The sequence below is a fragment of the Nonomuraea sp. NPDC049129 genome (assembly GCF_040648495.1).
GTDB lineage: Bacteria > Actinomycetota > Actinomycetes > Streptosporangiales > Streptosporangiaceae > Nonomuraea.
Genome location: NZ_JBEZDU010000016.1, coordinates 44,987 through 58,187, shown reverse-complemented (window position 1 = coordinate 58,187; position 13,201 = coordinate 44,987). Strand labels below are relative to the sequence as shown.

10 protein-coding genes are annotated in these 13,201 nt (G+C 68.7%); 3 read left to right on the top strand and 7 right to left on the bottom strand.

All coding sequences use genetic code 11. The annotated features are described in order from the left end of the window. Positions 1 to 2: 2 nt before the first annotated feature. The 7 genes from AB0B64_RS39035 to AB0B64_RS39005 all read right to left on the bottom strand — a co-directional run bounded on the left by AB0B64_RS39035 (position 3) and on the right by AB0B64_RS39005 (position 9,781). Complete coding sequence (locus AB0B64_RS39035; RefSeq protein WP_358184148.1) at positions 3 to 1,169, bottom strand: hypothetical protein; 1,167 nt, start codon at positions 1,167 to 1,169, stop codon at positions 3 to 5. Positions 1,170 to 1,173: 4 nt separating this feature from the next. Further along, positions 1,174 to 3,696 (bottom strand): hypothetical protein, encoded by a 2,523-nt coding sequence (locus tag AB0B64_RS39030; RefSeq protein WP_358184145.1) that lies wholly within the window; start codon positions 3,694 to 3,696, stop codon positions 1,174 to 1,176. Positions 3,697 to 3,699: 3 nt separating this feature from the next. Beyond that, positions 3,700 to 5,283 (bottom strand): Hsp70 family protein, encoded by a 1,584-nt coding sequence (locus tag AB0B64_RS39025; protein WP_357954288.1) that lies wholly within the window; start codon positions 5,281 to 5,283, stop codon positions 3,700 to 3,702. After that, positions 5,284 to 5,814, bottom strand: a complete 531-nt coding sequence (grpE, locus tag AB0B64_RS39020) for a nucleotide exchange factor GrpE (protein ID WP_357954290.1) — start codon at positions 5,812 to 5,814, stop codon at positions 5,284 to 5,286. 206 nt (positions 5,815 to 6,020) lie between these two features. Beyond that, complete coding sequence (locus AB0B64_RS39015; protein WP_358184142.1) at positions 6,021 to 6,680, bottom strand: hypothetical protein; 660 nt, start codon at positions 6,678 to 6,680, stop codon at positions 6,021 to 6,023. A 341-nt stretch (positions 6,681 to 7,021) separates the two neighbouring features. Next, complete coding sequence (locus tag AB0B64_RS39010) at positions 7,022 to 8,974, bottom strand: 5'-methylthioadenosine/S-adenosylhomocysteine nucleosidase (protein WP_358184139.1); 1,953 nt, start codon at positions 8,972 to 8,974, stop codon at positions 7,022 to 7,024. 57 nt (positions 8,975 to 9,031) lie between these two features. Next, on the bottom strand, positions 9,032 to 9,781 hold the full coding sequence (locus tag AB0B64_RS39005; RefSeq protein ID WP_358184136.1) for an NUDIX domain-containing protein: 750 nt from the start codon (positions 9,779 to 9,781) through the stop codon (positions 9,032 to 9,034). A gap of 78 nt (positions 9,782 to 9,859) precedes the next feature. On the opposite strand from AB0B64_RS39005, the gene AB0B64_RS39000 reads away from it, so the two are divergent. The 3 genes from AB0B64_RS39000 to AB0B64_RS38990 are packed head-to-tail and all read left to right on the top strand — an operon-like array spanning position 9,860 to position 13,141. Then, positions 9,860 to 11,611, top strand: coding sequence for a hypothetical protein (locus AB0B64_RS39000; protein ID WP_358184133.1), 1,752 nt, complete (start codon positions 9,860 to 9,862; stop codon positions 11,609 to 11,611). Next, positions 11,608 to 12,483, top strand: coding sequence for a hypothetical protein (locus tag AB0B64_RS38995; protein WP_358184130.1), 876 nt, complete (start codon positions 11,608 to 11,610; stop codon positions 12,481 to 12,483). The genes AB0B64_RS39000 and AB0B64_RS38995 overlap by 4 nt, the downstream gene beginning before the upstream one ends. Positions 12,484 to 12,487: 4 nt before the next feature. Beyond that, positions 12,488 to 13,141 carry a hypothetical protein gene (locus AB0B64_RS38990; RefSeq protein WP_357954301.1) on the top strand — a complete coding sequence of 218 codons (654 nt, stop codon included), beginning with the start codon at positions 12,488 to 12,490 and terminating at the stop codon, positions 13,139 to 13,141. The last annotated feature ends 60 nt before the right edge of the window (positions 13,142 to 13,201 follow it).

The following is a 13,201-nucleotide window of genomic DNA, read 5'->3' as shown; positions in this document are numbered from 1 at the left end:
GGCTACCTCCGTATGCCGTCGAGCATCTTGAACCGGTACAGCAGCCACAGCAGCGGATCCTCGACGCGGTACGGGCGGATACCGCTGCGCGCGACCGTCTCGCCCTCCGGCACCGCGCCGAGAGCCGACAGCCCGAACAGGGCGTAGTCGTCGTACTGCTGGCTCAGGTAGCGGTCCACCATGCCCGCCTGCCACTGGTGCAGCAGGGCTCGGACCTGCTCGTCCACGGCCTCCCGGTCATCGAGGTCGAGCGCCCCGATCGGCTCGCGGGTGCGGTGCAGCGCCGACTGACGCTCCATGGACTCCCGCAGCTCGTCGATCTTGCTCAGGGCGACGGCCGTGGGAATGGTCACGCGCCCCTTGTCGCGCTTGCGCAACAGCTCGGTGACCCTCACGACGACATCCATCTGGTCACTCATCAGGTCGTCAGCGAGTGTTCCGCCGCGTTCCCTGGCCGAGCCGTGCAGCGCCGCCTGAGCGCCGGGCAGTTCGAGCGGATCCAGCAGGAAGATGACGGCGTCGGCCGCCTGCAGGTAGCGCAGGTGCAGCTCACTCATCTCGCGCTGGCGCAGGTCCTCCCCTGCCGTGTCGAACAGGACCAGGGTCAGCGAGGCCGTACGCCTGCGGAGCCGGCTGCCGAGCGTACGCGTGAAGAGGTAGACCAACGGGTCGCGGGGCACATTCGCCGACGACTGCGTGAAGGTCAGGAGCTTGTGGTCGGCGTAGAGCGGGCGGGCGAAGTCCGTTTTGTAGCGTTCGATGGTCCGGTCGTCGCACGGTACGAGCGAGGCGTTGAGCTCCTCTCCGACCCGGTTCATGAGCTCGTGGACCAGGACCGCGATGTAGGTGCTCTTGCCCGCGTGCTTCGCCCCGACGAGCGCGACGATCTTGCCGGGGTTGGCGCAGTACTCCGCCGGAAGCCTGTTGTGGCACGACGGGCAGACCCGCCACGCGGACTCCCGCGAGCAGGTGGGACAGACGGCGCGCCGTCCGGGGCGCCGCACGGAGAAGACCGGTGGCAGTACGGGCGGGTTCGGGCCGCCGCGGAACGCGCCGAGCATGCCGTCCGGTTGCGGCGCGCAGCCCACGGTCCGGCCGCTGGGGCCCAGGCAGCGGAAGGCGACGCGGTTGGGCGCCACCTTGACGAAGCAGAAGGGACACGTGATCACAGCCTCACCCCACCTTGAGCACGCGTACCGGCGGATCGATGAGCTCGATCGGGCCGTCGGCGAAACACCGCAACCAGTACGGTTTCGGCTGTCTGGGCAGCGGAACGACCAGCCGGGCAGGAGCGCTGATGTCGGACCACTCGGCCAGCACGCGGCCGTCTTCGGCCGAGCCCGGCTGGACCCCGCCCGCCTTGATCACGAGAACCAGGCGGGCGACCCGCGCGGGTCGCCCGGACGTCAGGTGGACGACCAGTTCGCGGTGCCAGGGAGCCCCCTCTTTGCGCAGGTCGTAGCGGATGGGTACGACGGCGGAGAGCGGCGCGAGCACGGCCGGCCCCCGGACCCGCGTGCCGTTCACCACGCTCGTCGGGGCCAGGTGGATCTCCGGCGCCTCTCCCTCGGGGATGTCGAGGCGGATGCCCCCCTGAGACCGGTAGGCGGCCGACGAGACCACCAGGCGCCGCGTACCCCACGTGACCTCGATCTCCGGCACGTCGCTCGGCCACTCCAGCCCGATGTGAACCGTTCCGCCGCGACGCACCGCGCTCACCCGCCGGGGCGACGTCAGATTGACGTGCTCGCGGTACGCGCCGATGGTCGCGCTGTCTCCCGCGACCGTGACGGCCAGGAGCACGCCGGACGCCTGGGCCGAGCCCAGCAGGTAGCCGTCCCGTGTGGGCGTGGCGGACAGGACCTGGCCCGCCGCCCGCACCTCCTGGAGGGAGACGACCGTCCCGTACGGCCAGCGGGGCTCCGCCGCGAGCATCATGAACTGCGGCACGCCCGACGGCGGCTCGGCACAGCGGATCAGCAGTTCGCCATGACCGCCCAGGGCGGATTCCACCGTGAAGTCGGCGACCGGCACCGGCCTCGCCTGGGGCGTGACGGCGCGCCGCAACCCCGGCGTGGTGACCTCGCCCCGGCCATCGGGATAGACGGCCGCGATGAGGTAGTCGTAGGTGGTGCCGTTACGCACGTCGCGATCGCGGAAACCAGAGCCTTCCACGGGTATCGGCCTGCCGTCACGCTTGACGACGACCCTCGACACCTCAGCCGGGGTGCGCCACTGACCGGTGACGACGCCATCCACGGCGGTCAGCCGCAGGTCTTCGGGCTCGGGCCGGAGCGTCAAGGGAGCGCAGTCGACCGGGGCCGACGAGGCCTCCCCGCGGCGGGCCGCCACCGAGTAGATCACGGGCGTGTTCACCGGCGGCCGTGCGTCGGAGGCGTTCGGACGCGTCGCCTGGGCGAAGGGAACACCGTTTCGGTACACCTCATAGTCGATGTCGCCGGCTCTGGACGGTGACGGCTCCCAGGTGATGGCCACCACTTCGCCCCGCAGGCGCGCCCGCACCTGGCCCGGCGGCCGGGGCGGGAGCCCGGCCAGCAGATCCTGCGCTCCGGAGAGGTCGGGGGCGCGGCGCAGGGCGTCCTCGATCATGATCCACGCCTGGTCGGGATCGGCCTCCGTACGTGCCTCGTCGCGCAGCCGGATGGCTTTGGCCAGCCGGGCGCGCACCTCCGACGCCAGTTCGGCCGTCTCGCCGCTCAGCGCCTCGGCCGGGAGCGCCTCGACGAAGTCCACGGCCGCCTGGATCTTTCCCGCGTCGATGAGCTCGCGCAGCCGACCGCCCGGGCCGCCCGACACGCCGCTCTCCTGGCGGATCGCGAAGACCAGCCGTTTGGCGTCATCCGGATCGAGGCCGAGGTCGTCGGTGGCGTGCCGCATCAGCGTGTGGTCGGTCGAATGCTCGCGGACGCGTTCGCGCAGTCTGGCGACGGTGTCGTAGAGCAGGAGCGCCGCGGGGTCCGGAGTGTTGCGCAGGGCGCTGAAGATCACGTCGGCGCTCACCGTCCACGGGCCCCGGGTCTTGCGCTGCGCGTCTTGTTCCAGCTTGGCGACCCGATCAAGGATGCCTGGGATCTCGCCCATGACCCGGATCCCGGTGCGGCGGTCGGGGAAGACGTACCCGGCGAGGTGGCGCTCGTCCAACGTGTCAAGCGCCGCGCGGACCTGGGCGTAGGCCGCGTACGGCGGCGACTGCGGCAGCGGGTCGGGTTCGCGCACCTCGATCCCCAGCGCGGCGGCCAGGCCGGTGGCGTCCTGGGCGCCGAGCCCCGCCGACGTGGCGATGCCCGCGACGACGCCGGGCGGCAGCAGCCGGAGCTTTCCCGCCGCGTCGTCCAGCCGCTGCCGCACATCCGCCAGGCGCTTGCTGTCGCGCTCGGCGGACCGCTTGATCTCGGCGTGCAGCGGGCCGCGATCACCGTCCGCCGCCGCCTGGAAGATCGAGGTGTAGTTCTTGGCGTGATCGGCTTCCAGTGCGTCGATCAGCTTGCGGAACTTCAGCATCTGCCGCGAACGCCGCCAGCACTGCCGGACCTGCCGGACGGTCTCGGTGACCTCGGCGGCGCTCATGTCCTCCGTGACCTGGTAGCGCTGCCGCAGGTCCACCGGGGGGGCGCCACCGGCCTGCCGGGCCGGATCGAGCACCTCCCGGACATATCTGGCCTCCTCGAACGGCATGGATCAGTCCACACGGATCTGGGACAGTGAGGCCCTCGACGAGGCGACCTCTTCCTCGGACATGCCGCCGATCTGGATGTCGAGGTCCAGTTGCTCGCCTCGTTCGTTCTCCCGGGCCGTGACGTGCAGCAGGCCAGAGGTGTCCAGCGTGAAGGTCACCTCGATCGGGAAGCCCGCGGGCTTGCCCGGGGGGATGCGCAGGTCGCCCTCTCCGATCTTGTCGTTGTCGTCGACCTCGCGGGACTCGAGGCTGCCGGCCTGCTCCATCACCTGGATGGCGACGGTCTCCTGGCCGTCGTCCAGGGTCACGAAGCGCTTGGTGACAGCGGCCGGGAGTGAGTCGTTGGCGTGCACGAGGTGGGTGACGTAGTCCCGCCGGGACTCGCCCTCCGTCGAGACGATGCCGAAGGCCCGCGAGGCGACCGTCTTGATCGTCCGGCCCTCGATCTGCTGCCGCTGCGTGCCGGACAGCCCCGCCTCGAGCGCCATCGTCTCGGCCTTGGCCCGATCCCCCGAGCTCAGCAGCCGGCGATATGTCTCCTCGAACGCGTAGAGGGCCGCGCCCTTGGCCACCGCCAGGTCGGGGTCCTGGAGCCGTGGCGTCAGTCCGAGTTCCTTCTGCAGGGTTTCGGCCACCGCGGGCATCCTCGACGAGCCGCCGACCAGCACGAGGTGGTCGAAGGCGGCGACCCCCTTCGTCCGCGCCGTCTCCTGCGTCCGCCGCACGATGGCCACGGTGCGCTCCAGCAGGTTCCGGGTGAGCGCCTCGAAGGCGTCCCGGGTGAACTCCACCGTGGTCGCGCGCCCTTCGTGCATGACTCGGGCGTTCTGCTTGACCCGGGTGGACAAGGTCTTCTTGAGGTTTTCCGCGATCTTGCGCAGGTCCTGCTCGGTGGCCTTGCTGTCCAGCGGATCGCTGACGTCGGGGTGCTCCCGCTTGAAGCTGTCCGCCAGGTGCTCGACCAGTTGGTCATCCCAGTCGGCGCCACCGAGGCTGTGGTCGCCGTCGGTGCACACGACCTCGATGTCGCCGCCGCGCAGAGTGATGACGGTCGTGTCGAACGTGCCGCCGCCCAGGTCATAGACGAGGATGTGGCAATCCTCCTCCGGGTTGAGCACACCGTAGGTGATCGCGGCGGCTATCGGCTCGGAGACGATGTCGATCACGTTCAGGTCGGCGATCTGGCCGGCCTTCCTGGTGGCTTCGCGCTCGGCCGCGCCGAAGTACGCCGGGACCGTGATCACCACGTCGGACACGGTCTTGCCCGTCGCGACCTTGACGTCTTCGGCCAGTTTGCGCAGCACCAACGCCGAGATCTCCTCCGGCGAGTACGCGCGACCGTGCAGGGTCCTGGTGACTTCGTGACCCATGTCGCGCTTGATGCGGCTGATCACGAGGTCCGGCTGGGCGACCGCGCTGTCCTTGGCCTCCTGGCCGACCACGACGTTGTCCGGCGTCTCGAAGAAGACCACGGAGGGCGTGGTGTCGACCCCCTCACTGTTGCGGTGCACCTCCGCCCGGCCGACCTCGTCGATGCCGGCGATGCATGAGTAGGTGGTGCCGAGGTCGATCCCGTATACGGCCATCTATCCGTCCTTCCTCTGCTCTTCCGCCGCCCCCTGCGGCTGTGCGTCGACGGCGCGGCCGACCACCACGTCGGCCTTGCGCAGGACTCGCTCTCCCTGCTGGAAACCGGCCGAGAGCACCGCCATGACCTGACCGTCCGGCCCCGGCTCCGCCCTGGTCGCCCGGTGCCTGGCGGAGTCGTACGGGTCGCCGGGCTCGACCTCGATCAGCTCGGCCCCGGTCCTGGCCAGCACCTCGGCCACCTCGGCGGCGATCGCCTCCAGGAGTGAGCCGACGTGGCGATCATTGCCCGGCGTCCCCCGGAGCCTGGCCGCTTCCCGGTCGGCCAGGTCGTACAGGCGGTAGAGGCCGGCCCGCACCGGTGCCAGCGCCTCCTGGAGCAGACCATGACGGAGTGCCTTGTTCTCTTCGAAGAGCCGGTCGATGATCTCTTCCCGATGAACGGCACGGTCATGGTCATGCTTGAACTTCGCCCTGATTTCCGCGGACAGCTGTTCGAGTGCGGCCGCAGTTGGGCCGATATCCGACATAGTGCTTATTTCAGGAGATTCTGGGTCGGATGGGGGGATTGTCATAACGAGTTTCCGTTTGCTAGGGGGACGGGGAAATTCGTGAACCAGAGTGTATCGGGCCGCGCCGCACAGTGAATACCAATAAAGGATGCGATTTTCGATTAAAACGGTATTTGGTCACCGACCTTATCCAGATTCGGCGCGTGCTTAATTCCGGTTTTCGGCTACCGATGCGCGAGCCGTTGGCCGGTGGCCGCGGCGAGCGCCTCTCCGTACAGCAGGCTGAGCGCCTCGGCGTCGTCGAAGCCCTCGGTGACGACCGCGGCCAGCCTGGCGTCGGCGGCGAAGCGTCTCGGCCGGTAGCCCGAGGGCTGGTCCGGCACGGCCAGGTAGACCCCATCGAAGTGGCGGACGAGCGGGACGAGCTGGTCCATGTCATCCGCGAACTCACCGTCCGTGATGGCGACGAGGACCCGCCTGGCGCAGGCGCCGCCCTCCTCGTCGTGGCCGCTATCGAGAGCCTTGATCGCGGGGATGAAGTACGTGTACTGGCCCGATTCCACGTTCCCGAGCTCTTCGGCGGCCCGCGTGAGGTCTGCCGCCCGAGTAGGAGCGAGGGTCAACGAGGCCGTGTTGGCGAACCTGACCGTCGTCAGCAGATCGTCCGGCCGCATCTCCCGGGCCATGAAGGGCTTGAGCAAGGCCAGCGCCGAGTTCCGCGTGTCGACGCTGTCGTCCATCGAGGCGGAGAAGTCACCGGCCACATCCAGGCATACGACGCCCTTGGTCTGCCGCGCCCCGGCCAGGGTGGCGTCTTCCAGCGAATCGCCCCGCCCACTCAGGTACCAGATCACCCCCGCCCCGACAACAGTCAGGAAAAGCACCCCAACTACGGCAATTCCGGCTAATCTTCCCGAACTGCCCGACAGGTCCCCACGCCCACTGCCGGGCAGCCGTCCCGGAGAATTCCCCGGGAGACCGGGGCGATTTGCGAACATCACTGACCTCCATCACGACAGAGCGCGGGGAATGCAGGATATGACGCTGTATGCCAGATGGAGTGATATTTCGCGAGAAGGAAGCGCTTTGATATACGTGCGATTCACCTAAAACGCGAGAGCGACCGCGCGCATGTCACCTGACGATCAAGACCCCACCTTAAGGTCACTTGGACCATATCGCGGCCGACCGCTTTAAGTCAAGCTGACCCTAAATGGGGCGAGCTTCAGGATCGACGGGGAGACCGGTCCAGCCCGCCCGTACGCAGCACGTCGCGGACGAACTCGGCCGCATTGCGCGCCGCCCGCTCGTGCCAGTCGTCGTCCTTGGCCATCCCCCAGTCGCAGATGGCCTTCACCACGATCCAGTCGACCTTGTCCTTGGCCGCCGCCGCGTAGACGCCCAGCCCTTCCATCTCGCCGCCGATCGCGTCGGGCTCCGCCTCGATCATGCGCCGGCGCGCTGTCGGCGAGTTCAGCAGCACGTTCCCGGAGAGGAGCGGACCACAGTGGATCTTGGGGCCGTCCTGTGTCAATCTGGCGTTCTGGCATCGGTCGAGCAGCGTCACCGACGGGGCCACCCGCTCGCCTCGCGGAATCTCGACCGGGGTCCCGGGCGTGGGCTCGACGATCTTCTTGTAATCCGTGATCCGCAACTGGGTGCACACCAGGATGTCCCCAAGCCGCTGCTTGCCCTCGCGCAGGCCGAAGCAGATGCCGGTGAGCAGCAGGTAGTCGGGCTTGAGCTGGTCGATCAGGGATTGGGCGGTCAGGGTGGCGCTGCCGGGATTGGTGGACCCAGGCTGAGTCTGCGCGAGCAGCACCCGGGCGCGGCTCACCACGCCCAATTCGAACGCGGTGTGATACTCCAAGGTGCGACGCTGCGGGGTCGTTCCCGTGACGCCGGTGACGGCCTCGATCACGGCCTGCTTCTCCTCGGGCGTGGCGACCATGATCAGGACAGTTGATGTTCCCAGCACCGACCTCGTCTCCTTCCGGAGGTTGTCCACTCGTTCCCTGTGCATCGCCGCCGCTCGCCACATCGTGACCCCGAAGAGCAGCACGGCCATGATCCCCAGGATCGTGTTGAGCCACCCGAGCACCCATCCCTGGGTGGTCGCGGGCACGACATCGGCGGGGTTGCCACCGATGAGGCGCCAGGCGAGCCAGCGCAGGGCGGTGCCGTAGCTCGCGGGCCTGCCCGCGCAGTCGGAAGCACACTCCGTCCGCTCCCAGCCGGCCAGCAAGTACGCCTGAACCGGCACGATGACCGCGACCGCGAGGAGGTAGAGGCCGAATCCGGGGGCGGGGTTGGCGGTCTTGGGCGTTTCCACGTCCGATGCCGACCCTGTCGCGAGGAAGGTGACCCCGGCGGTGCTCGCGCCCGCGGTCGCCGTTATGGTCTCGCGCATCGCCCCGGTCGTCGCTCCGTTGAGAAGGCAGAGCAGCGGCCTGTTGACCTCGACGATCCCCGTACGCGCTCCCAGATCCCCGGCCGCCCGTACGACCTGGGCCCGCACCAGCACGCGCAGCCGCTCCGTGACCTGACCCAGCAGCGCGGGCGCTGCGGTGGCGTCGCCGCAGTGGCACAGCGGCATGGACCAGTAATGGAAGATCATCTCCCCGGCCGCCCACCGCTCCCGGCGACCGCGGACCGGCAGGTCCAAGAGCCACCTGACGGTCATGGTGCAGATCATCGCGCCCATCAGGACGGTGACGTACAGCGCCACCAGCGCCGGAAGCAGCAGCCCGATCAGCCACGCGGCATACCAGTGCCAGGTCACGCCCAGCGGCACCATCAGCGCCGCCAGGGCCAGCGACACCGCTGGAGGCCCCATGAACAGCACGAGGTCCCAGTGCTTGCCGACCAGGCGCAGCAGCCCGCCCGGCCGGCCGGTGACCCGCTCACCGCGAGGAGGCTCCAGCAGCGCGAAGGCGTCCGATCCCTGCCAGACGAGCCGCCCTTCGCGCGAGGCCGCGTACAGGATGATCGACAGTGGCGCCCGCTCGCGGATCAGGCCGGAGATTCCTCTTGGCCGGATCGTCCGGACCACCTCGCGGCCGCGCTCGGCACCGCGGAGCACCGCGGCCGCCTCACGCGCGGTACGGAACGATATTCGCAGCCGATCCGAGCTCGCCTCCCCCGGCGGGCGAGTCTCCGGCGAACGCTCAGGAGACACGGGATCCACCATGCCGCATCGACGGACGGCGCGCGACGGGTCGTCGTGGACGGCAGGTCAGGCGGTGACCGTTGACGGGTAGGCGTCGCGATCCACGTCGCCCGACCGCGGCAAGGGCGGGAACAGCAGCGCGGCCGCGCCCCGGCGGTAGAGCGCGGCGGGCCGGCCGATCTCGGGCGTGCTCAACTCTCCGGTAGGCACCACGAAGTCGGCCGCCTTGGTCACCTTGCGGCGGAAGTTGCTGGGGTCCAGCGGGAACCCCCAGATGACCTCGTAGATGTGCCGCAGGTCGGCGATGGTGAAGGGCTCGCGGCAGAACGCCGCCGCCGCCGTCGTGTATTCGAGTTTCGAGCGGGCCCGGTCGAGCCCTTCCTTGAGGATCGTCAGGTGGTCGAAGGCCAGCTCGGACGCCAGCGCGGTCTCGACGGGCACCCAGTGGGCGGTCGCGGCGTCGGTGCCCGCGACCGGCGCGGGCAGGTCGGGGCCGAGCGCGAGGTAGGCGACGGTGAAGGTCCGGCCGCGCGGATCGCGTTCGGGGGCCCCGAACGTGCGCAGCTGCTCCAGGTAGAGGCCGCGGCCGTCGACGCCCGTCTCCTCCGCCAGCTCGCGGAGCGCGGCCTGGTCGAGGTCCTCGCCGACCCGCACGTAGCCTCCGGGGAGGGCGAGCCCACCCTCGAAGGGCGGCTTTCCGCGCTCGATCAGCAGGACACGCAGGCTGGCATCGCGCACCGTGAAGATCACCAAGTCCACGGTGACCGCCGCGGACACCGTCCCGTCATGCTTTGATGCCCGGTTCACCACGCTCACAGAATATCTAAGGTCACCTTGACCCAATACCCGCCACCATTTATGGTCAAGTAGACCTTAACTAGAAATGAGGGCGGTATGAGCAGATCCGGGAGAGATCACGCGGGAGCCCTGCGCCAGGACGCGGCAACGAGGCATCTGTGCACAGGCGTGTATCTCGATCCCGAGCTACGGACCGTCGTCCTCCGCAAGGTCCACAACGACCCCCGTCACATGGTCGCGCCCTCGTACGGCTTCGACCTCGTGCCCGTCGTCGGGCACGCCTGGCTGGCGTGGCGGCTGGAGACGGCGCAGCATCTCGGCGTCCTCGCGGTGTTCACGGCCGGACTCATGATCCGCCCCGCCTCCGCCATCGTCGTCCTCAGCGTGCTCGCGTTCTGGTGGTCGGGCCGCCTGTTCCTCAGGAGCGCGCTCGTGGTGCTCCCCCTTCGCGCCAAGGAGATCGCGGACCACTGGCTGCGACGGGCGAGGTGGCGGAGCGAGGGCGAGGAGTTGCGCCAGCACGAACGCTTGTTGCGCCTGTGCGGCATGGGGTGCGTCGTTCTGATCGTCGTGGTGTTCCTGGCCGCCTCACTCTCCGATGCTCCGCTGGGCGAGACGGCGGGGACGGCGGGACTCCTCCTCCTCTCGATCGCCGTCGTGGTGGGAGGAAGGGGCGCCGCGCATCAGATATGTCTCAACCGCATGTACCACGCCGTCTCGTTGCTCCCGGCGAGGCTCTCTCCGCGGCTGCGGGCGATCTCCGAGCAGCAATCGCACCCGTACGTCGTCTACCGCAGACCTTCACCACCGGACCCGGAAGAGGAACAGGAGAGACCGGCCTGGGATTTGATCGACGAGGATCAGAGTCCCTTCGTCGGTAGCGGCACGCTCGTGCACCGATGGCTTCCCCCGCTGACCATTCAGCTGCTGGAGGCCATGAACGTCGTGGACGCCATGGAGCACAGGTCGATGGAGGAGCGCGAGTACGCCGGCCCCGCTTTCCAGGCGCACGAACTCGTGGACCATCTGAAAAAGGCCATGGCGCCCATGGGCGACGCCAACGATCCCAACGCGTTGAGCGGATTCACGGTCAACGACCGCGTGTACATAGCCGAGTCCGACGTGCCACCGCACGCCGAGTGGCTGCGGGAGTTACCCGACCGGCACAAGATGAACAGCATCATCGACGCCCCCTACGGGGCCGAACACCATTTCCTGGAGATCGGCGCGAGCCTGACCGGTGAAATAGTCACGACGGTCTTCGTCAGAGTCACGGTGAAAGGCAAGGCCTTGAGCCTCGACTTCGCCGCCTGCGCACTGACCAGAACCCCCAGCGAATATCACGTGCTGAACGCCTTCGCCGAGAGCGGCGCGACCGCGGTTCTGCGGTCCGCGCTGCGCGAGCTGGGCGTTCTCCCCGACCGGGTCGCCGCCGTGCGGAGTCTGGCCCAGGCGCCCGCGCTCCTGATCGGAGCCGTAAGAGCCAGGAAGAACCGCTTGCTCAAACCCCGTCGCGGAATGGCCATCGGCGCCCAGCTCAGCATCAGACAGGAGAAATCTACTCCGTGGCGACAGTCGCAATTGGACGAGGTCACGATCCACGACCACATGAAACTCATCGAGCAACGCCTGCTGAAAGCCGTCGAGGACTTCCTCGAAGACCACAAGATCGACACCTCCGCGTTCAAGAGGCGGGCCATCGGCATCATCAATTCCGGCGTCCTGAACATGGGCGGCAAGGTCGAAATGAAGCAGTCAGCGGTGGGCGTCAACGCCCGGGTACGCGCGGACAGCCGCGAACCAGACAAGAACGCCGAGCAATCCTCGGCGCACGAGGGAGGCGAATGATGACCGGCAACAGCGGCGTCATCAATTACGGCGGCTCCATGAAGATCCGGCAATCCGCCGTCGGGGACGGAGCGACGGTCACCGTCCGCGAAAAGAACCGGACATCCGCCAGGCGAGCCGACGTAGGGGTCATCACCATACTCGGCAAGGAGGCCGGCGCGGTCCACGAAGTGCTCGGCCTGCGGCAGGTTTCCGACAGCTCGCTGCCCTTCTTCGAGGGAACCGTAGCCGCTCAGGGGACGAACCACCGGATCGTCGCGATCCGCGCCCTGGAGCAGGGGCAGCGCTCGACCGTGGTCGCCTTCGAGCAGCTCCGGCGGCATTACAACCCGGCCATTGTCGTACTGGCGGGAATCGGCGGCGGCATCCACCGCGACGTCAAAGTGCGCGACGTCGTGGTGACCACCCGAGTCATCTATTACGACCTGCGCAAGGAGACCCCTCACGGGCGGCGGCGCAGAGGGGAGGAGCTGAAGGCGCCCGCCGCGACGGGGCACGCGGTCAACTCCTTCTTCACCGCCCACGGCGAGCCCGCCAAGTTCCCCTCTCTCGACGGCTCAGGTCACTTCCAGGTGCTGCCCGGCCCGATCGGCTCGGGTGACGCCGTCATCGCGGACGCCGAGTCGGAGATCATCCGGTATCTGAAGGCGTACAACGACAAGATCCTCGCCGTGGACATGGAGGCCGGCGGCCTGACCCAGGCCTTCCACGAGCAGGACGGCCCCCAGATCGTCCGCGGCTGGGTCGTCGTACGCGGAATCTCCGACGATTCCAGCGCGGGCAAGAACGACGACCACCAGGACCTCGCCGCCCGGCACGCCGCGCTCACCCTGCGCCATCTGCTCCCCTACCTGCCGGCCGCGAGCACGTGACGTCATGGCGGAGTTCGTGCTCGGCGTGGTGAGCTCCATGTTCGCGACCGCGCTCACCATCGTCGGCGGCTGGGCCTTCTCCCTGCGTTCCCGCCGATGGCCGGCCATCGTCCTGGCCCATCTGACCGGTCTGGGAGAGCTCCACGTCCTCCCGCGCCAGCAGTTGGCCGCGCAGGATCTGGCGGCCGAGCTGGGCCGCGCGCGATGGGTACGCGTCCTCGCCGGCCGGGGCAACGAGCTGACGCGCGACAGTTTCGCCCCGGTCTGGGAGGCGGCGGGCAAGGGCCTGACGTCCGTACAGGTGCTCCTGCCCGACACCACGAGCGGCAACGACTACTGGATCTCACAGCGAGAGTCGGACCTGCGCCGCGCCGACCTGGGCTTCTCCCCCGGTCTGCTCGCCGACCAGGTGCGGATCAACGCCGCGTACGTCAGCGAGGTCACGCGGCATCGGGGACCGATCTCGCTGCGCTTCTACGACCTGCCGAACCTCCACCGCATCGTGATCACCGACAACGTCGTCTACCTCACCGTGTACCGCCCCGCCGAGCACGGCCGCAACTCGCCGTGCATCGTCGCCCACCGGCCCGGGGTGCTGTACGACTACGCGTCGCAGCTGTTCACCATCGCCTGGGAGCACAGCCGTCCGGCGGAGTGAAGAGATCGCGATGGCGGTTTCAGCGCCTTCGTCGCCGGGCTTCCGCAGGTGCTTTTCGAC

Excerpts from the sequence above, each read along its gene's own strand:
- AB0B64_RS39030 (WP_358184145.1), bottom strand. The coding sequence starts at position 3,696 with ATGCCGTTCGAGGAGGCCAGATATGTCCGGGAGGTGCTCGATCCGGCC.
- AB0B64_RS39025 (WP_357954288.1), bottom strand. The coding sequence starts at position 5,283 with ATGGCCGTATACGGGATCGACCTCGGCACCACCTACTCATGCATCGCC.
- grpE (WP_357954290.1), bottom strand. The coding sequence starts at position 5,814 with ATGTCGGATATCGGCCCAACTGCGGCCGCACTCGAACAGCTGTCCGCG.
- AB0B64_RS39000 (WP_358184133.1), top strand. The coding sequence starts at position 9,860 with ATGAGCAGATCCGGGAGAGATCACGCGGGAGCCCTGCGCCAGGACGCG.
- AB0B64_RS38995 (WP_358184130.1), top strand. The coding sequence starts at position 11,608 with ATGATGACCGGCAACAGCGGCGTCATCAATTACGGCGGCTCCATGAAG.
- AB0B64_RS38990 (WP_357954301.1), top strand. The coding sequence starts at position 12,488 with ATGGCGGAGTTCGTGCTCGGCGTGGTGAGCTCCATGTTCGCGACCGCG.